The 24,002-nt window shown below is 67.6% G+C and carries 20 protein-coding genes and 1 pseudogene; 18 read left to right on the top strand and 3 right to left on the bottom strand.

The window, feature by feature from the left end:
* The first annotated feature begins 11 nt into the window (after positions 1-11).
* The 13 genes from RCO38_RS09925 to RCO38_RS09865 all read left to right on the top strand — a co-directional run bounded on the left by RCO38_RS09925 (position 12) and on the right by RCO38_RS09865 (position 15,525).
* Positions 12-1,556: an ABC transporter ATP-binding protein gene (locus RCO38_RS09925; RefSeq protein WP_308328152.1), complete on the top strand. Its 1,545-nt coding sequence runs from the start codon at positions 12-14 to the stop codon at positions 1,554-1,556.
* A complete protein-coding gene (locus RCO38_RS09920; protein WP_308328151.1) occupies positions 1,543-2,598 on the top strand; it encodes an ABC transporter permease in 1,056 nt (351 codons plus the stop codon). The genes RCO38_RS09925 and RCO38_RS09920 overlap by 14 nt, the downstream gene beginning before the upstream one ends.
* A 2-nt stretch (positions 2,599-2,600) precedes the next feature.
* The gene (locus RCO38_RS09915) at positions 2,601-3,521 is read left to right on the top strand and encodes an ABC transporter permease (RefSeq protein ID WP_308328150.1); all 921 of its coding nucleotides are present in this window, start codon (positions 2,601-2,603) and stop codon (positions 3,519-3,521) included.
* A gap of 66 nt (positions 3,522-3,587) precedes the next feature.
* Complete coding sequence (locus RCO38_RS09910; RefSeq protein ID WP_308328149.1) at positions 3,588-4,742, top strand: BMP family ABC transporter substrate-binding protein; 1,155 nt, start codon at positions 3,588-3,590, stop codon at positions 4,740-4,742.
* 129 nt (positions 4,743-4,871) lie between these two features.
* Positions 4,872-5,939 carry an aromatic ring-hydroxylating dioxygenase subunit alpha gene (locus tag RCO38_RS09905; RefSeq protein ID WP_308328148.1) on the top strand — a complete coding sequence of 356 codons (1,068 nt, stop codon included), beginning with the start codon at positions 4,872-4,874 and terminating at the stop codon, positions 5,937-5,939.
* Between the two features lie 10 nt (positions 5,940-5,949).
* Positions 5,950-6,957 carry an adenosine deaminase gene (locus RCO38_RS09900; RefSeq protein ID WP_308328147.1) on the top strand — a complete coding sequence of 336 codons (1,008 nt, stop codon included), beginning with the start codon at positions 5,950-5,952 and terminating at the stop codon, positions 6,955-6,957.
* Between the two features lie 71 nt (positions 6,958-7,028).
* Positions 7,029-8,573: a hypothetical protein gene (locus RCO38_RS09895; protein WP_308328146.1), complete on the top strand. Its 1,545-nt coding sequence runs from the start codon at positions 7,029-7,031 to the stop codon at positions 8,571-8,573.
* Positions 8,574-8,646: 73 nt separating this feature from the next.
* Complete coding sequence (locus RCO38_RS09890) at positions 8,647-9,720, top strand: BMP family ABC transporter substrate-binding protein (protein ID WP_308328145.1); 1,074 nt, start codon at positions 8,647-8,649, stop codon at positions 9,718-9,720.
* Positions 9,721-9,785: 65 nt separating this feature from the next.
* The gene (guaD, locus tag RCO38_RS09885) at positions 9,786-11,060 is read left to right on the top strand and encodes a guanine deaminase (protein ID WP_308328144.1); all 1,275 of its coding nucleotides are present in this window, start codon (positions 9,786-9,788) and stop codon (positions 11,058-11,060) included.
* Positions 11,061-11,120: 60 nt separating this feature from the next.
* Complete coding sequence (gene dcd / locus RCO38_RS09880) at positions 11,121-11,690, top strand: dCTP deaminase (RefSeq protein WP_066156404.1); 570 nt, start codon at positions 11,121-11,123, stop codon at positions 11,688-11,690.
* Positions 11,691-11,869: 179 nt separating this feature from the next.
* On the top strand, positions 11,870-12,973 hold the full coding sequence (locus tag RCO38_RS09875) for a fatty acid desaturase (RefSeq protein WP_308328143.1): 1,104 nt from the start codon (positions 11,870-11,872) through the stop codon (positions 12,971-12,973).
* A 113-nt stretch (positions 12,974-13,086) separates the two neighbouring features.
* A complete protein-coding gene (ypfJ, locus tag RCO38_RS09870; RefSeq protein WP_308328142.1) occupies positions 13,087-13,989 on the top strand; it encodes a KPN_02809 family neutral zinc metallopeptidase in 903 nt (300 codons plus the stop codon).
* Positions 13,990-14,058: 69 nt separating this feature from the next.
* On the top strand, positions 14,059-15,525 hold the full coding sequence (locus RCO38_RS09865) for a DEAD/DEAH box helicase (RefSeq protein WP_308328141.1): 1,467 nt from the start codon (positions 14,059-14,061) through the stop codon (positions 15,523-15,525).
* Between the two features lie 9 nt (positions 15,526-15,534).
* On the opposite strand, the gene RCO38_RS09860 is transcribed toward RCO38_RS09865, so the two are convergent.
* Positions 15,535-16,365 (bottom strand): symmetrical bis(5'-nucleosyl)-tetraphosphatase, encoded by an 831-nt coding sequence (locus RCO38_RS09860; protein WP_308328140.1) that lies wholly within the window; start codon positions 16,363-16,365, stop codon positions 15,535-15,537.
* 9 nt (positions 16,366-16,374) lie between these two features.
* On the opposite strand from RCO38_RS09860, the gene RCO38_RS09855 reads away from it, so the two are divergent.
* A complete protein-coding gene (locus RCO38_RS09855) occupies positions 16,375-17,673 on the top strand; it encodes a hemolysin family protein (protein ID WP_308328139.1) in 1,299 nt (432 codons plus the stop codon).
* On the opposite strand, the gene RCO38_RS09850 is transcribed toward RCO38_RS09855, so the two are convergent.
* Positions 17,660-18,553: a LysR family transcriptional regulator gene (locus RCO38_RS09850; protein WP_308328138.1), complete on the bottom strand. Its 894-nt coding sequence runs from the start codon at positions 18,551-18,553 to the stop codon at positions 17,660-17,662. The two genes, RCO38_RS09855 and RCO38_RS09850, sit on opposite strands and share 14 nt — an antisense overlap.
* Before the next feature lie 116 nt (positions 18,554-18,669).
* Here RCO38_RS09850 and RCO38_RS09845 point away from each other — a divergent pair, with 116 nt between their 5' ends.
* From RCO38_RS09845 to RCO38_RS09830, 4 genes are read left to right on the top strand one after another with little or no spacing between them, the layout of a single operon-like run.
* Complete coding sequence (locus tag RCO38_RS09845) at positions 18,670-20,091, top strand: form I ribulose bisphosphate carboxylase large subunit (RefSeq protein WP_308328137.1); 1,422 nt, start codon at positions 18,670-18,672, stop codon at positions 20,089-20,091.
* Between the two features lie 32 nt (positions 20,092-20,123).
* A complete protein-coding gene (locus RCO38_RS09840; RefSeq protein WP_308328136.1) occupies positions 20,124-20,477 on the top strand; it encodes a ribulose bisphosphate carboxylase small subunit in 354 nt (117 codons plus the stop codon).
* A 13-nt stretch (positions 20,478-20,490) separates the two neighbouring features.
* Positions 20,491-21,294, top strand: coding sequence for a CbbQ/NirQ/NorQ/GpvN family protein (locus tag RCO38_RS09835; RefSeq protein WP_308328135.1), 804 nt, complete (start codon positions 20,491-20,493; stop codon positions 21,292-21,294).
* A gap of 6 nt (positions 21,295-21,300) precedes the next feature.
* Positions 21,301-23,658 (top strand): nitric oxide reductase activation protein NorD, encoded by a 2,358-nt coding sequence (locus tag RCO38_RS09830; protein WP_308328134.1) that lies wholly within the window; start codon positions 21,301-21,303, stop codon positions 23,656-23,658.
* 10 nt (positions 23,659-23,668) lie between these two features.
* On the opposite strand, the pseudogene RCO38_RS09825 reads toward RCO38_RS09830, so the two are convergent.
* Positions 23,669-24,002, bottom strand: a pseudogene (locus RCO38_RS09825) (ornithine cyclodeaminase); the annotation flags it as partial.

Here is a 24,002-nt window from a genome sequence, read left to right as displayed (position 1 = left end):
AGGAGATCGCCTTGACGACCCCCCGACTGCAGCTGACCGGCATCACCAAGCGCTACCCTGGCGTGGTCGCCAACAGCAATGTGTCGCTCTCTGTCGCCCCCGGCGAGGTGCACGCCGTGCTGGGCGAGAACGGCGCCGGCAAGTCCACGCTGATGAAGATCATCTACGGCTCGGTCAAACCCGACGAGGGCGCAGTGATGTTCAACGGCCAGCCGGTGCACATCCGCAACCCGCAGGAAGCGCGGGCGCTGGGCATCAGCATGGTGTTCCAGCATTTCAGCCTGTTCGACACCCTCACCGTCGCCGAGAATGTCTGGCTGGGCCTGGACAAGGCGCTCACGCTCAACGAGGTGACGGCCAGCATCGACGCCACGGCCGCCGAATACGGCCTGGACATCGACCCCAAGCGCCCGGTGCACACACTCAGCGTGGGCGAGATGCAGCGGGTGGAAATCATCCGCGCCCTGCTGACCGGCCCGCAGCTGCTGATCCTGGACGAACCCACCTCGGTGCTGACGCCGCAGGCGGTGGAAAAGCTCTTCGTGGTGCTCAAAAAACTGGCGTCCGAAGGCTGCTCCATTCTCTACATCAGCCACAAGCTGCACGAGATCCGCGAGTTGTGCACCGCCTGCACGGTGCTGCGTGGCGGCCAGGTCACGGGCGTGTGCAACCCGCAGAACGAAAGCAACGCCTCGCTCTCGCGCCTGATGATCGGCGCCGAGCCGCCCGCGCTGGAGGCCCGCGCGCTCAACGCCGGCGCTGCGGTGCTGCAGGTGCAGAACCTCACGCTGGCCAGCGAAGACCCCTTCGGCACCGACCTGGCCAACATCGCACTGACCGTGCGCGCGGGCGAGGTGGTGGGCATCGCCGGCGTGTCGGGCAATGGCCAGGGCGAGCTCCTCGTTGCGCTGTCGGGCGAGGACCGGCGCGCGCCGGCCGGCAGCATCAGCGTGCTGGGGCAGGACGCCTCGCGGCTGCCGCCGGGCCGCCGGCGCGCCCTGGGCCTGCACTTCGTGCCCGAAGAGCGCCTGGGCCGTGGCGCGGTGCCCACGCTGTCGCTGGCGCAGAACCTGCTGCTCTCGCGCCGCGACGCGGTGGGCGCGGGCGGCTGGCTGAAGCTGGGCGCACTCAAGGCCCAGGCCGAAGACATCATCGCGCGCTACAAGGTCAAGGCCAACGGGCCGGGTGCCGCGGCCAAGTCGCTCTCGGGCGGCAACCTGCAGAAGTTCATCGTCGGCCGCGAGATCGAGGCCCAGCCGAAGCTGCTCATCGTCAGCCAGCCCACGTGGGGCGTGGACGTGGGCGCCTCGGCGCAGATCCGCGGGGAGATCCTCAGGCTGCGCGACGCAGGCTGCGCGGTGCTGGTGGTCAGCGAGGAGCTGGACGAGCTGTTCGAAATCAGCGACCGCCTGCACGTGATCGCCAAGGGGCGGCTCTCTCCCAGCATCGACCGCGCCGACGCCACCGTCGAGCGCATCGGCGAATGGATGTCGGGCCTGTGGGACGACGCCGCACACCACCACAAGAACAAGGAGTCCGCCCATGCTGCGGCTTGAAGTCCGTCCCCAGCCGTCGGCGCGCTGGGGTTATGCCTCGCCGCTGCTGGCGCTGGCCATCACCGTGGTCATCGGCGTGATCCTGTTCGCCGCCCTGGGCAAGGACCCTGTGCGCGGCCTGCAGGTGTTCTTCTGGGAGCCGGTCAAAAGCACCTACGCGCTGTCCGAGCTGATGGTCAAGGCCGCGCCGCTGCTGATCATCGCGCTGGGGTTGGCGGTGTGTTTCCGCTCCAACGTCTGGAACATCGGCGCCGAAGGCCAGTACCTCATCGGCGCCATCTTCGCGTCCGGCGTGGCGCTCACCGCCACCGGGGAAACGGGCGCCTGGATCGTGCCGGCCATCATCGTGGCCGGTGTGCTGGGCGGCATGCTCTGGGCCGGCATCACGGCGCTGCTGCGCGACCGCTTCAATGCCAACGAAATCCTGGTCAGTCTGATGCTGGTCTACGTGGCGGTGCAGGTGCTCAACTACCTGGTCTATGGCCCCTGGAAAGACCCTATGGGCTACAACTTCCCGCAGACCAAGACCTTCGAGTCGGTCACGCAGATTCCCAGGCTGGTGCAGGGTTCGCGCCTGAACATCGGCCTGCTGCTGGCGCTGGCGGGTGTCGCGGCGGTGTGGGTGTTCCTGTTCCGCACCTATTCGGGCTTTGCCCAGCAGGTGGGCGGTCTGGCGCCGGCGGCGGCGCGCTATGCGGGCTTCTCCTCGCGCAAGGCGCTGTGGATCGCGCTGCTCACTTCCGGTGGCATGGCCGGGCTGGCGGGCGCGCTGGAGGTGGCCGGGCCCATCGGCCAGCTCACGCCCTATGTGCCGGCGGGCTACGGCTTCGCCGCCATCATCGTGGCCTTCGTCGGCCGCCTGCACCCGGTGGGCATCGTGTTCTCGGCCATCCTGATGAGCATGTTCTACATCGGCGGCGAGCTCGCGCAGTCGCGCCTGGGCCTGCCCAAGTCCATCACCGGCGTGTTCCAGGGCCTGCTGCTGTTCGCCCTGCTGGCCTGCGACACCCTCATTGCGTACCGCGTCGTCTGGAAGAAGTGATCATGGAATCCACCGCACTCCTCATCGCCGCCTCGCTCAACGCCGGCACCGTGCTGGCCATCGCCTCGCTGGGCCTGCTGATCAACGAGAAGGCCGGCATCGTCAACCTGGGCGCCGAGGGCATGATGCTCTGCGCCGCCCTGGCCGGTTTCGCCACCGTGGTGCACACCGGCAGCACGGTGGCGGGCTTCGCCGCCGGCATGGCCGCCGGCGCGCTGCTGGCCGCCATCTTCGGCGGTCTGGTGATCTGGCTCAACACCAACCAGTACGCCACCGGGCTGGCGCTGTCCCTGTTCGGCGCCGGCTTCTCGGCCTTCGCCGGCACCTCGTATGTGCAGGCCAAGCTGCCCGAGCAGGGCCAGTTCGCCATCCCGCTGCTGTCCGACATCCCCTTCCTCGGCAACGCGCTGTTCCGGCACCACCCCATGGTCTATGTCTGCGTGGGCCTGATGTTCGGGCTGATCTGGTTCCTGTTCCGAACCCGTGCCGGTCTGGTGCTGCGCAGCGTGGGCGAGAGCCCTGAATCGGCGCACGCGCTGGGCTACCCGGTGCGTCGCATCCGCCTGATGTCGGTCATGGCCGGCGGGGCGCTGTGCGGCCTCGCCGGGGCCTATGTGTCCACCGTCTACACCCCGCTGTGGGTGGAGGGCATGATCGCCGGCAAGGGCTGGATCGCGCTGGCGCTGACGACGTTCGCCACCTGGCGCCCGGCACGCGTGTTGCTTGGTGCCTACCTGTTCGGTGGCGTGACCATGCTGCAGTTCCACCTGCAGGGCATGGGCGTCAACGTGCCGAGCCAGTTCCTGACCATGATGCCTTACGTCGCCACCATCGCCGTGCTGGTGCTGATTTCGCGCAACCCGACCTGGATCCGCGTGAACATGCCCGCCTCGATCGGCAAGCCGTTCTACCCGGGCTCCTGAGCTGGTGCCGGTTCATAATCATTCACTGTTCGTTTCATTTCACTCCCAACCCACCAAGAGGTTTCCATGACCGACCTGAACAAGCGTTCCCTGATCAAGCTGGCGGCCCTGACGGCCGTGGCCAGCGCGGCCCTGATCGGCTGCGGCAAGAAGGAAGAGGCGGCCGCCCCGGCCGCAGCGCCCGCGCCGGCACCGGCCGCCGCCGAAGCGCCCAAGGCCGAGCCGCTGAAGGTGGCCTTCGCCTACGTCGGTCCGGTCGGTGACGGCGGCTGGACCTTCGCCCACGACAACGGCCGCAAGGCGGTCGAGGCCGAGTTCGGTGACAAGGTCGTGACCAGCTTTGTCGAGAACGTGCCCGAAAGCGCCGACGCCGAGCGCGTGCTGCGCGACCTGGCCGGCCAGGGCAACAAGCTGATCTTCGGCACCACCTTCGGCTACATGGAGCCCATGCTCAAGGTCGCGCCCGACTTCAAGGACGTGAAGTTCGAGCACGCCACCGGCTACAAGACGGCCGAGAACATGCGCACCTACGACAGCCGCACCTACGAGGGTGCCTACATGGCCGGCGTGATCGCCGGTTCCATGACCAAGTCCAACACGCTGGGTGTGGTGGCCTCGATTCCAATCCCCGAAGTGATCCGCAACATCAACAGCTTCACGCTGGGCGCGCAGTCGGTGAACCCCAAGGTCAAGACCAAGGTGGTCTGGGTCAATGGCTGGTTCGATCCGCCGAAGGAAACCGAAGCCGCCACCTCGCTGATCAACGGCGGTGCCGACGTGCTGATGCAGAACACCGACTCGTCGGCCGTGCTGCAGACCGCCGAGAAGATGGGCAAGCGGGCCTTCGGCTGGGATTCCGACATGACCGCCTACGGTCCCAAGGCCCACCTGGGTTCCGCCGTCATCAACTGGGGGCCGTACTACAAGAAGGCCGTCAAGGACGCGCTGGAAGGCACCTGGAGCACGGGTGGCGTGTGGTGGGGCCACAAGGAAGGCGCGATCGACATGGTCTCCATCGCCGAAGACGTGCCGGCCGAGGCCAAGGCCAAGATCGACACCATCAAGGCCGGCCTGAAGGACGGTTCCTTCTCCATCTGGAAGGGCCCGATCGTGGGCCAGGACGGCAAGGAAGTGCTGGCCAAGGACGCTGTGGCGGACGACAAGTTCCTCGGCGGCATCAAGTTCTACGTCAAGGGTGTCGAAGGCAAGCTGCCGAACTGAGTCCCCCCCTGCCGCGCCGGAGGCGCGACCCCCTCCAGGGGGCGGCACCTGCAGGCCGGCGAAGCCGGACCTGCGGTGCCCTGGCCGAAAGCCGCTGCACCCGCAGCGGCTTTTTTTCTTGGAGGTCATGTGATCGAAAGACAACTCTGGCACCCGGTCATCGCAGGCATGCACCTGCGGGACGCGCCGGTGGCCGTGTCGCTGCTGGGGCAGGACGTGGTCCTGTGGCGCGAGCACGGCCACGAGGGCCAGCCCGGCGTGGTGCACGCCTGGGCAGACCGCTGTCCGCACCGGGGCGCGAGGCTGTCGCTGGGGCGGGTGCTCACGCACCTGCACGGCGCGCGGCTGGAGTGCCCCTACCACGGCTGGCAGTTCGCGGGCGATGGTGCCGCGGCGCAGGGCCACCACGGTGCGCCGGTGTCCGTGGGGCGCTGCGTGCACGTGCCGGCGGCACCGGCCTTCGAGCCACCCAAGGCGCACTGCGCCCAGGTGTTCGAGGCGCAGGAATGCCATGGCCTGGTGTGGGTGCGGCTGGAGCGGCCGGACCTGTCGCAGCTGCCCGCCTCTTTGTCGTCTCCGCCCGCGTTCGAGCCCTGGGGCGACCCGCTGTGGCGGCAGGTGATCTGCGGCCCCTACACGGTGGAGACCAGCGCGCCCCGGCTGGTGGAGAACTTCCTGGACCTGAGCCACTTCGGCTTCGTGCACGAAGGCTGGCTGGGCGCGCGCAGCCACGCCCAGGTGGACACCGGCCGGGTGGACGAAGACGCCGACGGCGTGCACGCGCGCGAATGCAAGGCTTGGCAGCCCAAGGGCTATGCGGGCGCTGAAGAGGGCGGCTGGGTGGCCTACCGCTACGAAGTGCCGCACCCGTTCGCGGCCATCCTGCGCAAGGATGCGGCCGAGGGCGACACGGTCAGCAATGCGATTGCACTCTTCATCCGGCCCGACGGCCCCGAGGCCTGCACCGCCTGGTTCGCCATGGCCACGCTGGGCGACCTGAGCGACGACGAAGAGCTGCGTGCTTTCCAGGACGAGGTGTTCGGACAGGACAAGCCCATCGTGGAATCGCAACAGCCCCGGCGCCTGCCCATCGGCAAGGATGGTGCGATTGCCGAAGTGCACGGCCCAGCCGACCGCATGTCCAGCGCCTACCGCCGTTATCTGGCCCGCACCGGCGTCGCGCTCGGTGTCTGCTGAAAGGAAAACCATGAACGCCATCGAACTCGCCCGGGCCATCCCCAAGGCCGAACTGCACATCCACATCGAGGGCTCGCTCGAACCCGAGCTGATCTTTGAACTTGCGAAGCGAAACGCTGTGCCGCTGGCCTACCCGAGCGTGGAGGCGCTGCGCGCGGCCTACGCCTTCACCGACCTGCAGAGTTTCCTGGACATCTACTACGCCGGGGCCAGCGTGCTGCTGCAGCCGCAGGACTTCCATGACATGGCCTGGGCCTACTTCCTGCGTGCCCGGGCCGACAACGTGATCCACGCCGAGCTGTTCTTCGATCCGCAGACCCACACCGCGCGCGGCGTGCCCATGGCGTCGGTGATCGAGGGCCTGTCGGGTGCCTGCAAGAAAGCGCAGAGTGAACTGGGCATCAGCTCGGCCCTGATCCTGTGCTTCCTGCGCCACCTGAGCGAGGAGGACGCCTTCGCCACGCTGGAAGCGGCGCTGCCGTACCAGGAGCACTTCATCGGCGTCGGGCTGGATTCGAGCGAAGTCGGGCACCCTCCCGAGAAATTCGAGCGCGTGTTCGCGCGCTGCCGCGAGCTGGGCCTGAAGCTCGTGGCGCACGCCGGCGAGGAAGGGCCGCCCGAGTACATGTGGCAGGCCATCGACCTGCTCAAGGTGCAGCGCATCGACCATGGCGTGGCCGCGCTGGCGGACCCGCTGCTCATGGCCGAGCTGGCCCACACGCGGATGCCGCTGACGGTGTGTCCGCTCTCCAACCTCAAGCTCTGCGTGGTGGACGACCTGCGCGACCACCCGCTCAAGAAGATGCTGGACGCGGGCCTGTGTGCAACGGTCAATTCGGACGACCCGGCCTATTTCGGCGGCTACATGAACGCCAACTTCGAACAGACGGTGCAGGCCCTGGGCCTCGGCCGCGAGGATGTGGCCCAGCTGGCGCGCAACAGCGTGGAGGCCAGCTTCGTCTCCGAGCAACGAAAGCGGGAAATGTTTGATCGCATCAGCGCCTGCTGCGCCGCCTGAGCCTGTCTTAAGCGTTCCCAAAGTGTCCCCCACCACAATTTCGCCAGTTTGTTTGGCGCAGGAGTGGTGCGGTGACGATTCGCAAGACGGGGCTGCCGTGGCAATGGCTGCCTGTGCTGGCCGTGCTGGCCTGGGCGCTGTTCCTGCGGCTGGACTACTTCGCACCCGGGCGGTCCCTGTGGCTCGACGAGGCGATGCTGGGCGTGAACCTCCAGCACCAGAGCCTGTCCGGTCTGGTGAAGCCGCTGCTGTACGACCAGGCCGCTCCGCTGGGTTTCCTGCTGCTGCAGTGGCTGCTCGCCCATCTGCTGGCCGGCTCCGACGACCTGCTGCGGGTGCTGCCCCTCCTGGCCGGTCTGGCCCTGCTGCCGATGGTGTTTGCCCTGGCGCGCCAGGACGGCGGCAGTCCCTTCGCCTGGCTGGCCCTGGCGCTGGTGGCGCTGGCGCCCGAGCAGGTGCGCTACAGCAGCGAGCTCAAGCAGTACTCGCTGGATGCGCTGGTGGCGGCCTACCTGATGTGGTGTTTCGGTGAGGCCCTGAAGCAGCCGACCGACCCGCGGGCGCGCAGGCGGCTGGCCCTGTCCGGCGCGCTCGCCGTGTGGTTTTCCCATCCGTCGGTGTTTGTGCTGGCGGGGCTGGGCGGCTCGGTGTTGCTGCTGCACTGGCGCGATGTGCGCGACCCGGCGTTTCTCCGCTTCTGGGCAGGCGTGGCCGCCGCCTGGATCCTGAGCTTTGCGGTGCTGTACCTGCTGCATCTGCGGCATGTGGCGGCCAACCCTTCGCTCACCGACTTCTGGCGCCGCAGTTTCGCTCCGTTGCCGCCCTGGTCGCACTGGGGCTGGTACCGCGCCAGCCTGTCGGGCGTGCTGAACCACCTGTTCTCCTTCCACGCGGGAGTGCTTCCTTCGGTGCTGGTGTTGCTCGGCACCGCCTCGCTCTGGTGGCGCCGCCGGCCCCTGGCCCTGGCCATGGTGCTCACGCTGGTCGCCACGCTCGTCGCCTCGTCGCTGTCGCGTTACCCGTTCCATGGGCGGTTCCTGCTGTTCATGGCGCCCGCCGCCGCCCTGGCGCTGGCCGAAGGGGTGGAGCGCTGCCGGCAGTGGCTGCGCGCCTGGCACGCTGGGCTGGCGGGTGTGGTGTACCTTGGCCTGGCCGGCCTGCTGCTGTTCCATGCCGTGGACATCGACCGGCAGCATCTGCAGGACCATCCGGTGATGGAGGAGATCAAACCGCTGATGAAGGAAGTGGCCGAGCGCCGGCGTCCGGGTGACCAGATCTACGTGTACTACGGCGCGGTGCCCGCGTTCAGCTTCTATGCCGCGCGCTACGGGTTCGGGCCGGACGAGTTTGTCGAGGGTCGCTTTCATCGCTGGGAGCCCGCGCTCTACCTGAGCGAGATCGATGGCGCGCTGGGCGCCGGACGGACCTGGTTGGTCTTCAGTCACAACTGCAACCACTGCCGGCCGCGCGTCAGGATCAATGAGCAGCGCTTCATCCTCGACCACGCGGACCGCCGGGGAACGCTGCTGGAGCAGCTGGACGGTGCCGGCACCACGGCCTACCTGTACGACCTGGGGCCGCCGCGGCCCGATGCGGGGCCGGCGGCAGGCCGGTAAAATCACGCCCAGCGAGCCGGTGCTTCCCCGGCTCGCTTCTTTTTGTCTCACGGAAGCCATGTAGAGGACCACCATGTACAAAAACCTCGCTGCCGCGTTCGCGGCCGCCTGTTTTTTTTCCCCCGTTTTTGCCCAATCGACGACGCCGGTCAAGGCCGCGTTCGTCTATGTCGCGCCGCTGACCGACGCCGGCTGGGTGCGCCAGCACGACCAGGGCCGCCTGGCGGTCGAAGCCGCGCTGCCCGGCCAGGTCAAGACCAGCTACGTCGAGAACGTGGCCGAAGGCCCGGACGCCGAGCGCGTGATCCGCGACCTGGCGATGCAGGGGAACCAGATCATCTTCACGCCCAGCTTTGGCTACATGGAGCCCACGCTCAAGGTGGCGCGCGAGTTTCCCAACGTGAAGTTCGAATCGGTCACCGGCTACAAGACCGCACCCAACGTGGCCGCGTCCAATGCGCGCTACTACGAGGGGCGTTACCTGGCCGGCATCGCCGCCGGCCGCATGGCCACGCAGGCCGGTTATGTGGCGGGCTTCCCGATTCCCGAGGTTCTGCAGGGCATCAATGCGTACACCCTTGGCATGCGCTCTGTGAATCCGAACGCCACCGTGCGCGTGGTGTTCCTGGGCGAATGGTTCAACCCGCCGCGCGAGCGCGACGCGGCCATGACGCTGATGAACCAGGGCGCCGAGGTGCTGGCCTTCCACACCGGCTCCAACGCCGTCATGGTGGCCGCGCAGGAGCGCGGCAAACTGGCCGTGGCCTACCACTCCGACATGCGCAAGGTCGCGCCGGACGCGCAGGTGGCCGCCGTCACCCACCAGTGGGGCGACTACTACACCCGCCGCGTCAAGGCGGTGGCGGATGGCAGCTGGAAGAGCGCCCAAGTCTGGGGCGGGGTGCGCGAGGGAATGATCCGCGTCGACAGCTTCGGCAGCAAGGTCCCGGCCGCCGTGCAGACCGAGGTGCTGGCACGCCAGAAGGACATGGCGGCGGGCCAGCTGCCGGTGTTCAGCGGCGGCAAGGCCGGCGTGAAGGACAACGAGGGCAAGACGGTGATCGCCGCCGGTCAGGCACTGGACGACAGCGCCATCCTGGGCATGAACTGGCTGGTCGAGGGCGTGGCGACGAAACTGCCACGCTGAACGCATGGCCTGCATTCGTTTCCCGGTATGTCGCCGGGCGCGCTTGCGGCTAAGCTGTCGGCTTCATGAAAGCCTACCGCGCCGCCCTCCTGCGATTCGATGACCATGGCCAGCCGCTGTACGACAGCGATGGCCTGCTGGTGGTCGGCCCCGACGCCAGCGGACGCCGCGTGGTGCGCGCCGCCGGCAGCCACGACGCGCTGATCGACCGCTTCGCAGGCGTGGCGGTGGAAGACCTGCGCGGGTACCTGATCGCCCCGGGATTTGTCGACCTGCACGTGCACTACCCGCAGACCGACGTGATCGGTGCGCCCGCCGCGGGCCTGCTGCCCTGGCTCGAGAACTACACCTTCCCGCACGAGAGCCGCTTCGCCGACAAGGCCTACGCCCGCGGCGTGGCGGACTTCTTCTTCGACGAGCTGGCGCGCCACGGCGTGACCACCGCGCTGACCTTCGCCACATCCCACACTGCGTCGGTGGACGCCGCGTTCGAGGCCGCGCAAGCGCGTGGTCTGCGCTTCATCACAGGCAAGGTGCTGCAGGACCGCCACAGCCCCGACGGCGTGCGGGACCTGACCGAGCAGAGCCTGGTCGACACCGAAGACCTGATCCGCCGCTGGCACGGCGTGGACCGGCTGGGCTATGCCATCACCCCGCGGTTTGCCCCCACCAGCACCGACGAGCAGCTGCGCGGCGCCGGCGAACTGGCCGCGAGATACAGCGATGTCTGGATCCAGTCGCACGTGGCCGAGAACCGCGACGAGGTGCGGTGGGTGGCCGAGCTCTACCCGCAGGCGCGCAGCTACCTGGGGGTGTACGGTGATTTCGGCCTGCTGCGCGAGCGCGCGGTCTACGCACACTGCATCCACCTGGACGCTCACGACCGCGTCCTGATGCGAGAGACCGGCGCCGTGGCCGCCGTCAGCCCCACCAGCAATCTGTTCCTGGGCAGCGGTTTCTTCGACTACGCCGCCGCCGACGCGGCCGGCATGCGCTATGGACTGGCCAGCGACGTGGGTGGTGGCACCAGTTTCTCGCCCTTCCACACCATGCTGGCGGCCTACTACGTGGGCCGTGAAGGCCATACCAAGCCGGGTCTGAGCCTCACGCCCGGCCAGCTCTGGTGGCAGCACACGGCCGGCGCCGCCCAGGCCCTGGGTCTGGCCGGCGTGGTGGGCAACCTCACGCCAGGGCACGAGGCCGACTTCGTGGTGCTCAACCCGAAGGCCACGCCGCTGCTGGCGCGCAAGACCGCGCAGGCGGATTCGCTGGACGAACTGCTGTTTGCACTGATCGTGCTCGGCGACGACCGGTTGGTGGCGCGGGTTCACACGGCTTGATGCGTCGCAAGGCCGGCCTCCCGTCGATCCCTACAATCCGGGGCCAACCGGAGCACACACATGAGCATCAAGAGCGACAAATGGATCCGCCGCATGGCCGAGCAGCACGGCATGATCGAGCCCTTCGAGCCGGGCCAGATCCGGCAGAACGCCGCGGGCCAGAAGATCGTCAGCTACGGCACCAGCAGCTACGGCTACGACATCCGCTGCGCCCCCGAATTCAAGGTCTTCACCAACATCCACAGCACGGTGGTGGACCCGAAGAACTTCGACGAGAAGAGCTTCGTCGACATCAACTCGGACGTCTGCATCATCCCGCCCAACAGCTTTGCGCTGGCGCGCACGGTGGAGTACTTCCGCATTCCGCGCAGCGTGCTGACCATCTGCCTGGGAAAAAGCACCTATGCACGCTGCGGCATCATCGTCAACGTCACGCCCTTCGAGCCCGAATGGGAGGGTTATGTGACGCTGGAGTTCTCCAACACCACCCCGCTGCCGGCCAAGATCTACGCCGGTGAAGGCTGCGCCCAGGTGCTGTTCTTCGAGAGCGACGAGGTCTGCGAGACCAGCTACAAGGACCGCGGCGGCAAGTACCAGGGACAGGTCGGCGTCACGCTGCCCAAGACCTGAGGCCAGGGCGGCTAGAGGGAAATGCCCACTTTTTTGCCTTGACTTTTGTCAGGCAGGTTTCATCGGTGCCAGATAAAATCGCAGAGTTTTTGTGATTCGCGCCCAAATGCGCGCCCGATTGGCGCCGTTTCGGCGGTTCTTGGTGCCCGCCAGCCGGGTGTTCGCTCCTCCTGACCAGCATGTCCGATTCCCCCGCCGCCGTCTCTTCGCCTGAACCGATTCCCCTCGGGCAACCCCTGCCGCACCGCAAGGTGATCCGGGGTTGGCTGACGCCGATCGCCGAACAGCGCACGGCCATGGGCATTGTGCTGCTGGCCATCGACTGGGCGGTCTTCCTGGCGCTCATCGTCGGCACGGTGCTGCTGCAGGCCTGGTGGGCCAAGCTGCTGTGCGGCCTGGCCGCGGGTTTCGTGATCGGCCGCCTGTTCATCATCGGCCACGACGCCTGCCACCAGAGCTACACGCCGCATCGGGGGCTCAACCGCATCCTCGGCCGCATCGCCATGGTGCCGTCGCTGACGCCCTACAGCCTGTGGGAGGTCGGCCACAACGTGGTGCACCACGGCTACACCAACCTCAAGGGCGTGGACTTCGTCTGGGCCCCGCTGACCAAGGAAGAGTTCGAGGGCCTCACGCCCGGCCGCCGCTTCATGGAGCGCATCTACCGCAGCGGCTGGGGACCGGCGTTGTACTACCTGGTCGAGATGTGGTGGAACCGCATGTACTTCCCGCGCAAGACCTACATGGGCACCAACCGCCCCGAGTTCACGCGCGATGGCGTGTTCGTGACGGTCTATGCCGTGCTGTGGATCGCCGCGCTGATCGGCGCCGCCTACGCCACCGAGCAGTCGGGCTGGGCCCTGGTGGGGTATGGCTTCGTGGTCCCGTTCCTGTTCTGGAACGCGATGATCGGTTTCGTGGTCTACGTGCACCACACGCACACCGCGGTGCAGTGGCACGACGACAAGCACGCGTGGGCCAAGGCCGCACCCTTCGTTTCGACCACCGTGCACCTGACCTTCCCGATGAGGATCGGTGCCCTGATGCATCACATCATGGAACACACAGCGCACCATGTGGACATGAGCGTGCCGCTGTACAAGCTCAAGAACGCCCAGAAGCTGCTGGAAGACACGCTGCCCGGCCGCATCATCATCCAGCGCTTCTCCTGGCGCTGGTACTTCGAGACCGCGCGCAAGTGCAAGCTCTACGACTTCACCCGCCGTTGCTGGACCGATTTCCAAGGCCGTCCCACCAGCGATTTCAAGCCGGCTGTGGCCTGAAATCCTCAGCCCCGGTACTTTCTCAAGCGCTGCCCCGGCAGCGCTTTTTGTTGCTGCTTTCGTTTGCATAATGTGGCGATGGCCCCGCCACAGGCGGCCCGAGGAGCAGCGCGATGAAATGGGAAAACAACCGCCAGTCGGACAACATCGAGGACCGCCGCAACCAGCCGGGCGGGGGCATGTTCGGAGGCGGTGCGCCGCGCCGGGTGGGTGGCCGGGGCATCGGATTCGGCACCATCGTGATCGCGCTGGTCGCGGGCTGGATCTTCGGCATCAACCCGCTGACCATCCTGGGGGTGCTGGGCGGCGGTGAGCTGGCGCCGGAATCGGCCCAGACCGCGCCTGCCCCATCCGGGAGCACCGGCCAGCCCGAAGACGAGATGGGACGCTTTGTTTCGTCCGTGCTGGCAGGTACCGAAGACGTGTGGACCGCGGTGTTCCAGCAGGGAGGTGCCCAGTACCAGCAGCCCCGGCTGGTGCTGTTCCGCGGCGCGACGCCCACCGCCTGCGGCACCGGCCAGTCCGCCATGGGGCCGTTCTACTGCCCCGGCGACCAGAAGGTCTACATCGACCTGAGCTTCTACGACACCCTGCGGCGCCAATTGGGGGCACCGGGCGACTTTGCCCAGGCCTATGTGATCGCGCACGAGGTGGGACACCACGTGCAGAACCAGATGGGCCTGACGGAAAAGATGGAACAGGCCCGCCGCCGGGTCAGCGAGCGCGAATACAACGCCCTGTCGGTGCGCCTGGAGTTGCAGGCCGACTGCTTTGCGGGCATCTGGGCCCACCACAACCACAAGAGCAAGGCGATCCTGGAACCCGGGGACGTGGAGGAGGCGCTGAATGCGGCCGCCGCCATCGGTGACGATGCCCTGCAGCGCAAGAGCCAGGGCATGGTCGTGCCCGACAGCTTCACCCACGGCACCAGCGAACAGCGCCAGCGCTGGTTCCACAAGGGGCTGGAAACCGGCAGCGTGCAGGCCTGCGACACCTTCAACACCCGGACCCTCTGAGCGCCGCTGCCCAACATTTGGGCACCCGCGGGGTCAAAGTGAGACAATAAGGGGCTAACCCGAAAGTCCATGACCCAATCCTTTTCCGAACTCCAGCTCTCGCCCAACCTCGCCCGTGCCATCGCGGAAATGGGCTACGAGAGCATGACGCCCATCCAGGCACAGGCCATTCCGGTGGTGCTCCAGGGGCGCGACGTGATGGGCGCTGCCCAGACAGGCACCGGCAAGACCGCCGCCTTCTCGCTGCCGCTGCTGCAGCGCATGCTCAAGCACGAAAACGCATCCACCTCACCCGCCCGGCACCCGGTGCGCGCCCTGGTGCTGCTGCCCACGCGCGAGCTGGCCGACCAGGTGGCCGACCAGATCAAGCAGTACGCCAAGTACACCCAGCTGCGCAGCACGGTGGTGTTTGGCGGCATGGACATGAAGCCGCAGACCATCGAACTCAAAAAGGGTGTCGAGGTGCTGGTGGCCACGCCGGGCCGGCTGCTGGACCACATCGAGGCCAAGAACTGCGTGCTCAACCAGGTCGAGTACGTGGTGCTCGACGAGGCCGACCGCATGCTGGACATCGGCTTCCTGCCGGACCTGCAGCGCATCCTTTCCTACCTGCCGAAGACGCGCACCACGCTGCTGTTCTCGGCCACCTTCTCGCCCGAGATCAAGCGCCTGGCCAGCAGCTACCTGCAGGACCCGATCACCATCGAGGTGGCCCGCTCCAACGCCACCGCATCCACGGTGGAGCAGCATTTCTACCGCGTGGACGACGACGACAAGCGCCAGACGCTCAAGCAGATCGTCAAGGAGCGTGGGGTTACGCAGGCCTTCGTTTTCGTCAACAGCAAGCTCGGCTGCGCGCGCCTGGCCCGTTCACTGGAGCGCGAGGGCCTGAAGACCACGGCGCTGCACGGCGACAAGAGCCAGGACGAGCGCCTGAAGGCGCTGGACGCCTTCAAGAAGGGTGAAGTCGATCTGCTGGTCTGCACCGATGTGGCCGCGCGTGGCCTGGACATCAAGGACGTGCCGGCGGTGTTCAACTTCGACATCCCGTTCAACGCCGAGGACTATGTGCACCGCATCGGCCGCACGGGCCGCGCCGGCGCCTCGGGCCTGGCGGTGTCCTTTGTCAGCGGCAAGGACACGCGCCTGATGGCCGACATCGAAAAGCTGATCGGCAAGAAGTTCGAGCTCGAAGCACTGGAGCTGGAGGCAGACCGCAGGCCGGCCGGCCGCTTCAACGACGGCCAGCGCGCCTGGCGCGAGGGCGACGATGAAGGGCGCCGCGACATCCGTCAGGCCCGCGAAGCGCGCGAGCCTCGTGAGCCGCGCGAAGACCGCCGCATTTCGCGTCCGGTGCGGGCGCCCGCGGATCCGCTGTTCGACAAGCCCTACGAGCCCGCGCTGGCGGAAGACGCCAAGCCGTCCTGGGAGGCGGCGGCCAAACCGGCCGCCACCAGCCGCCTGTCGCCCAACATCAAATCCCGCAAGAAGGTGCCGGCGCTGTTCAAGGCTTCGGTCCCGGCGGAGAGCTCCTGAACCGGCGTTTCAGGCGCCTGGCGTCCGGGCTTGGACGCAGCGCACGCTGATGCGTTCGGGATCTCCGTCGTGTCCGAGCCGGGCTGCGGTCAGGCAGCCGCCCCACACGCACCCGGTGTCCAGCGCCAGCAGATCTCGGCGCGGCACGTTGCCCAGGGTGGACCAGTGGCCAAAGGCGATGCGCGTGCCTTCGCTGCGCCGTTGCGGCACTTCGAACCACGGCATGAAGCCCTCAGGCGCCGATGCGGCGCTGTCCTTGGTCTCGAACTCCATCACGCCCTCGGCGCTGCAGAAGCGCAGCCGCGTGAGCGCGTTCACGATGACCCGGAGCCGGTCGGCCCCCCGGAGGTCGCCGCTCCAGCGGTCCGGCCGGTTGCCGTACATGTGGTGCAGGAACACGACCCAGTCCGGGCCGCGCAGCTCGCGCTCGAGTTCAGCCGCCAGCGCCAGGGTCTGCGCCGCGTCCCACTGCGGCAGCACCCCGGCATGCACCATCAGCCAGCCCTGCATCTGCAGCGCCAGGGGGCGCGCGCGCAGCCAGTCCAGCAGGGCGGCCCGGTCGGGCGCCGCCAGGATGTCGTCCAGCGTGTCGCTGCGGTGTGGCCTGCGCACGCCGTGGGCCACCGCCAGCAGGTGCAGGTCGTGGTTGCCCAGAAGGCCGTGCGCACTGCCTTCCAGCGCGATCATGCGGCGCAACACCGCCAGCGACTGCGGTCCGCGGTTCACCATGTCGCCCAGCAGCACCAGCGTGTCTCGGCTGGGTGAAAACGCGATCTCGTCGAGCAGGCGGCCCAGGGCCTCGTCACAGCCCTGCACGTCGCCGATCAGGTAAAGTGCCATCGCCCGATTATGGATACCCTGCTGATCATCTTTCTCACGCTGCTCAACGGCGCGTTCGCGATGTCCGAGATGTCCCTGGCGGCCAGCCGCAAGGCGCGCCTGGCGGCGATGGCGGAGGTGGGGGACAAGGGCGCGCAGACCGCGCTGCACCTGCTGGAGCATCCCACGCAGTTTCTGTCGTCGGTGCAGGTGGGCATCACTTCCATCGGCATGCTCAACGGCATCGTCGGCGAGGCGGCGTTCAGCGACGAGCTCTCGGCCTGGATCCGCGGCTTCGGGGTCGCCGACGGCACCGCACAGGGGGTGGCCACCGGCATCGTGGTGGCGGTCATCACCTTCGTGACCATCGTGTTCGGCGAACTGGTGCCCAAGCGCATCGGTCAGCTCTACCCTGAAACCGTGGCGCGCTGGGTGTCGCGCCCGATGGCCTATGTGGCCAAGGCCGCCAAGCCCTTCGTCTGGCTGCTCACGCACACCACGCAGTGGGTGCTCAAGTTGCTGCGCATCGACACCAGCGCGCAGCAGATCGTGACCGAAGAGGAAATCAACGCCAGCCTGGAGGAGGGTGTGGACGCAGGCATCATCGAGGCGCACGAGCACCAGATGGTGCGCAACGTGTTCCTGCTCGACGACCGGCAACTGATCTCGATCATGGTGCCGCGCGCCGACATCCACTGGCTGGACGCCGCCGACAGTGTCGAGAGTGCGGCTGCCCAGGCCTGGTCGCTCGGGCACTCGTGGTACCCGGTGTGCCGCGGCGGCCTGGACGATGTGGTCGGTGTGATCCATCTGCCCCGCCTGCTGGCCCTGCGCGAAGCCGGAACCACCGGCGCCATCGGCGAACATGCCCTGCCCGCCACCTTCGTGCCCGAGACGCTGACCGGCATGGAACTGCTGGAGCAGTTCCGCGAGCGCGCCACGCGGATGGCCTTCGTGGTGGACGAGTACGGCGTGGTGCAGGGCCTCATGACCCCGCTGGACCTGCTCGAGGCGATCACCGGCGAGCTCTCCCCCGAGCGGCCGGTGGACGCCTGGGCCACCCGGCAGGACGACGGCTCCTGGCGGGTGGACGGTGCCATGCCCGTGGCCGAGCTCAAGGCCCGGCTGGACATCGACGAGCTGCCGGAAGAGGACAAGGGCCGCTACAACACCGTGGCCGGCCTGATGCAGGCCGAGGCCGGCCAGCTGCTCGCGCAGGGTGAAGGGGTCGACTGCGCGGGCTGGCACTTCGAGGTGATCAAACTCGAAGGCCGGCGCATCGACCAGGTGCGCATCAGCCCGCTGGGGCCGCCGCTCACCGGTGGGTGAACAGCCAGTCCTTGAACGCCTGCGCCGCCGCTGACAGGCGCTTGCCGCGCGGCACCACCACGTGCCAGCGGCGGATCAGCGGGAAGCCCCTTACGTCCAGCTGCACCAGCTCGCCCAGCGCGAGCTCCGCCGTCACCGTGTGGGCCGATAACACGGCCAGGCCCAGGCCGCCGGCCACGGTCTGCTTGATGGCTTCGTTGCTGCCCACCTCCAGCCGGTTCTTCAGCGTGATGCCGTGGTCGGCAAAAAACTTCTCCGATGTCAGGCGGGTGCCCGAACCGGGCTCACGAAGGATGAACGGCTCGCTCCTGAGCCGTTCGGGGGCGATGCGCTTCTTGCCGACGAGGGGGTGGTCGGGCGGCGCCACCAGCACCAGCGGATTGTCGGCAAACGCCTCGCTGACCACGTCCATTTGCTCGGGCGGCTGGCCCATGATGTAAAGGTCGTCTTCATTGCCCGCCAGGCGCTGCAGCAGCTTCTCTCGGTTGCCCACCACCATGGCCACGTCGATGCCAGGATGCGCCGCGCAGAAGCCACCCAGCAGCTTGGGTACGGTGTACTTCACCGTGGTCAGGATGGCCAGCTTGACGCTGCCGCGCTCGACCCCCTGCAGCGCGGCGAGGTCCTCGCCCAGCCGCTCCATGCGCGCCTCGATGTCTTCGCAGGCGCCGGCCAGCGTGCGGCCGGCGGCGGTGAGGTAGATCTTCTTGCCCAGCTGCTCGAACAGTGGCTGCCCCACCGTTTCCGACAGCTGCTTGACCTGCAACGACAGCGTGGGCGGCGAGAGGTGCAGTGCCTCGGCGGCGCGCGCGAAGCTGCCGTGCTGCGCGACGGCGTGAAAGATACGCAGCTGGTGCAGGGTCGCGTGGCGCAGGTTCATGGTGCTGCCTGTTGTTTTGAAAATCAGAACGTTATCTTAGAAACATTTTACTTTTATTTATTGTCTTGCCGGCCAAGAATCCGCTCCATTCCATCCCAACACAAGGAGCAATGCAGATGGCGACGAAGACCTACAACGCGGGCGTCAAGGAGTACCGCAGCACGTACTGGGAGCCCCACTACACCCCCAAGGACACCGACATCCTCGCGTGTTTCAAGATCACGCCGCAGGCCGGTGTGGACCGCGAGGAAGTGGCCGCCGCCGTGGCCGCCGAATCGTCCACCGGCACCTGGACCACCGTCTGGACCGACCTGCTGACCGACCTGGACTACTACAAGGGCCGCGCCTACCGCATCGAGGACGTGCCCGGTGACGACACCTGCTTCTACGCCTTTGTGGCCTACCCGATCGACCTGTTCGAAGAGGGCTCGGTGGTCAACGTGCTGACCTCGCTGGTGGGCAACGTGTTCGGCTTCAAGGCCCTGCGTGCGCTGCGCCTGGAAGACGTGCGTTTCCCGATCGCGTATGTGAAGACCTGCGGTGGCCCGCCCCACGGCATCCAGGTCGAGCGTGACATCATGAACAAGTACGGCCGCCCGCTGCTGGGCTGCACCATCAAGCCCAAGCTCGGCCTGTCGGGAAAGAACTACGGCCGCGCGGTGTACGAGTGCCTGCGCGGTGGACTGGACTTCACCAAGGACGACGAGAACGTCAACAGTCAGCCGTTCATGCGCTGGCGCCAGCGGTTCGACTTCGTGCAGGAAGCCATCGAGAAGGCCGAGCGCGAGACCGGTGAACGCAAGGGCCACTACCTCAACGTGACCGCGCCGACGCCGGAGGAGATGTACAAGCGCGCCGAATACGCCAAGGAACTGGGCGCGCCGATCATCATGCACGACTACCTGACCGGTGGCCTGTGCGCCAACACCGGTCTGGCCAACTGGTGCCGCGACAACGGCATGCTGCTGCACATCCACCGCGCCATGCACGCCGTGCTGGACCGCAACCCGCACCACGGCATCCACTTCCGCGTGCTGACCAAGGTGTTGCGCCTCTCGGGCGGCGACCACCTGCACTCGGGCACCGTGGTGGGCAAGCTCGAAGGCGACCGCGCTTCGACCCTGGGCTGGATCGACCTCATGCGCGACAGCTTCATCAAGGAAGACCGCAGCCGCGGCATCTTCTTCGACCAGGACTTCGGCTCCATGCCCGGCGTGATGCCGGTGGCCTCGGGCGGCATCCACGTCTGGCACATGCCGGCGCTGGTCAACATCTTCGGCGACGACTCGGTGCTGCAGTTCGGCGGCGGCACGCTGGGCCACCCCTGGGGCAACGCCGCCGGCGCCGCCGCCAACCGCGTGGCGCTGGAGGCCTGCGTGAAGGCGCGCAACGAAGGCGTGGCGGTGGAGAAGGAGGGCAAAGCCGTGCTGCTCGAAGCGGCCGAGCACTCGCCCGAACTGCGCATCGCCATGGAAACCTGGAAAGAAATCAAGTTCGAGTTCGACACCGTGGACAAGCTCGACATCGCCCACAAGTGAACCCGCACCCCATCAACGCAAAGGACACCACCATGAGCATGCAGGACTACCACAGCCGCCTCTCCGACCCCGCCAGCCGCAAGTTCGAGACCTTCTCCTACCTGCCGGCGATGAGCCAGGACGAGATCCGCAAGCAGGTCGCCTACATCGTCGGCAAGGGCTGGAACCCGGCCATCGAACACACCGAGCCGCAGTACCTGATGGACTCGTACTGGTACATGTGGAAGCTGCCGATGTTCGGCGAGACCGACATCGACCGCATCCTGGCCGAGGCCGAGGCCTGCCACAAGGCCAACCCGGACAACCACGTGCGCCTGATCGGCTACGACAACTTCTCGCAGTCGCAGGGCGCGAGCATGGTGATCTACCGCGGCAAGACGGTCTGAACCGGGAGGGGCCATGAGCGAGACACTGGACGCCTACCGCATCGCCCGGCAGCCCTACTACCGCCCCGTCGCCGACGAGGTGGCGCTGTTCGAGGCGGCGTATTCGGTGCGCATGCCCATGATGCTCAAGGGCCCCACCGGATGCGGCAAGACGCGCTTTGTCGAGCACATGGCCTGGAAGCTGGGCAAGCCGTTGATCACCGTGGCCTGCAACGAGGACATGACCGCCAGCGATCTGGTCGGCCGCTTCCTGCTCGACGCCAACGGCACCCGCTGGCAGGACGGCCCGCTGGCCACGGCCGCGCGCCACGGCGCGATCTGCTATCTCGACGAGGTGGTCGAAGCGCGGCAGGACACCACCGTCGTCATCCACCCGCTGACCGACAACCGCCGCGTGCTGCCGCTGGAGAAGAAGGGCGAACTGGTCAAGGCCCACCCGGACTTCCAGATCGTCATCTCCTACAACCCGGGCTACCAGAGCCTCATGAAGGACCTCAAGCAGTCCACCAAGCAGCGCTTCGGCGCGCTCGATTTCAACTACCCCGACCACGCCATCGAGGCCGAGATCGTGGCGCACGAAACCGGTGTCGGAGCCGACGTGGCGGACAAGCTGGTCGGCATTGCCGGGCGGGCGCGCAACCTCAAGGGCCATGGCCTGGACGAAGGCATCTCCACCCGCATGCTGATCTATGCGGGCAGCCTGATCGCGCAGGGCGTGGCCGCGCAGGCCGCGTGCCGTGTGGCGCTGGTGCGCCCGATCACGGACGACCCCGACATGCGCGACGCGCTGGACGCCGCGGTGGCCACGTTCTTCTGACGAGCCATGAGCGTCCACCTGCACGACCACGCCGAGTGGACCGACCCGCTGTCGCCGGCCTCGCGCGAGCTGCTGGAGCGCAGCTGGCCAGACGCCGTCAAGGTGTTTTCCGCGCGCGGGCTGGACAACTACGTCAAGGGCGCGTCCGCGCTGCGCGGCCTGGGCCGGGGTGATGAACCGGTCAACGCCTGGATCGACGGGGCACCACAAGTGGCGCGCGAGGTGGGTGAAGACGTGGTGGGTGAACTCGCCACCACCGCTCTCATGCTCGCGTCCAAGACCTCCGGCGCGGTGATCGAACTGGTTCTCGCCACCGCTCCCACCGCCGCGCGCCGCCTGGCCGACGGCGCGCTCTTCCTGCAGTACCTGCAGTTTCTCAACACGCTGGTGGCGCAGGCGCCGCGCGGTCTGCGGCCCATGCTGGGTCGGCTCGACGCGCTGTTCGGCCAGCTCACGCTGGGCGGCCTGCGCCGCTGGGCCACCTGGGGCGCGCAGGCGCACCGCACGAACTACGAAGAACAGATCGCCTACTTCGGCCTGCAGTCCAAAGAGTCGCTGGCCATGCTGCAGAAGGAACGCAAGGGCACGCTGCTGGTGGACGTGCAGCGGCGCATCAACATGTATTTGCGCGCGCTCTGGGGACGCGACTTCTACATGCGTCCCACCGCGGGCGACTACGAGAGTCGCGAGGGCTACCGCCCCTTCATCGAGGACTACTTTCTGCACCTGCCCGACGCCTACGACGCGGTCGAAGGCCACACCGGCACCGTGGACGCCACCGAGCTCTACCGCGCCGCCGCCGCGCACGCCGCGGCCCACGTGGTGTTCACCCGCCAGCCGATCTCGGCCGAGTCGCTGAGCCCCTGGCAGATGGCGCTGATCGGTCTGGTGGAGGACGCGCGGGTCGAGGCGCTCACGCTGGCGCGCTTTCCCGGCCTGCGTCCGCTGTGGGCCAGCCTGCACACCGCGCAGGCCACGCAGCAGACCACAGCGGGCGACTGGCTCGACCGCCTGGCGCGCGCGCTGCTCGACCCGGCCTATGACGACACGCATCCCTGGATCGCCCAGGGCCGAGCGTTGCTGGCCGAGGCCATGCCGCGCCTCCTAGCCAACCCCTACGACAACAGCGTGTCGTGGGAGCTGGGTGTGCAGCTGGCGCACAGCTATCGCGAGCTGGCGCAGGGACCCAGCTACCAGCCGCGCAACGACGGGCAGACCGCGGCCTACCGCGACGACAACCGCTACTTCTGGGCCTTCGACGGTTTCGACTTCGAGCACGCCATCGCCGCTGGCGTCGAGCCTCCGCAGCAGGTGCGCAAGCAGGTCAACCTGATGGAATTCGTCAACGAGCTGGAGGTGGAAGGCGCAGGCGACGACGCGCAGGAAATCTGGGTGCTGGGCACCGAGCTGTTCCCATACGAAGACCTGGGTGTGTCCTTCAACGAGAGCGAAGGCCGCGAGCCGGTGCTGCCGCCGGTGCACTACGGCGAGTGGGACCACCTGATCCAGCTCGAACGACCGGCCTGGGCCACGGTGCAGGAGCGCCGCCCCAAGGCCGGCGACGCGGCGGTGATCGACGGCATCCTGGCCGAACACCGTCGCCTGATCGGCCGCATGAAAGTCATCCTGGACGCCATGCAGCCGCAGGGCGTGCAGCGCATCCGCAAGCTCGAAGACGGCGACGAGATCGACCTCAACGCCGCGCTCTCGTCGGTGATCGAGATGCGCATGGGCCGGCAGCCCGACCCGCGCATCATGATGCGCAGCGTGCGCAAGACGCGCGACATCTCGGTGCTGGTGCTGCTGGACCTGTCGCAATCAACGAACGACAAGGTGGCCGGGCAGGAGAACACCGTGCTCGATCTCACGCGCTCGGCCTGCGCGCTGCTGGCCGACGCAATTCAGAAGGTGGGCGATCCGTTCGCCATCCACGGCTTCTGCTCCGATGGCCGGCACGACGTGCACTACTGGCGCCTCAAGGACTTCGACCAGCCCTACGACGACCTCACCAAGGCGCGTCTGGCGGGCATGGAGGGACAGCTCTCCACCCGCATGGGTGCGGCGATCCGCCACGCCACAGCCGCGCTGAAGGCGCAGCGCAGCAGCAAGAAGCTGCTGCTGGTCATCACCGACGGCGAACCAGCCGATGTGGACGTGCGCGACCCGCAGTACCTGCGGCAGGACACGAAGAAGGCGGTGGAAGAAGCGGGGCGCAGTGGTGTGACGACTTACTGCATGAGTCTGGACCCGCGCGCCGACCAGTACGTCGGCCGCATCTTCGGCGCACGCAACTACCTGGTGGTGGACAAGGTGGAGCGGTTGCCGGAGAAGCTGCCGGTGCTGTATGCGGGGCTGACGCGCTGAGCGGCGCGGCTCAGGCCGCCACGGCGGCTGTGGCCCGCAGCGAACCGAACAGGTTCTTGGGGTCGGCCAGCTGCGGCACCAAGGCGATGCGCTCGCCCATGCCCAGGCGCTCGGCGGTCTGCTGCATGAAGCGCAGCGCCGAATAGTCCTCCAGCGCAAAGCCCACCGAGTCGAACACGGTCACCTGATCGGCGCGGTCGCGGCCGCTGCGCTCGCCGCGCAGCACCTGCCAGAACTCGGTGACGGCGAAGTCGGCGCCCTTGTGCTGGATCTCGCCTTCGATGCGCGACTGCGGCTCGTATTCGACGAACACCTTGGCGACGTCAAGGATCTGGCCGTGCAGT

It is taken from the genome of Hydrogenophaga pseudoflava (assembly GCF_031020795.1).
GTDB lineage: Bacteria > Pseudomonadota > Gammaproteobacteria > Burkholderiales > Burkholderiaceae_C > Hydrogenophaga > Hydrogenophaga pseudoflava_A.
This window is presented reverse-complemented; position numbering and strand designations above follow the sequence as displayed.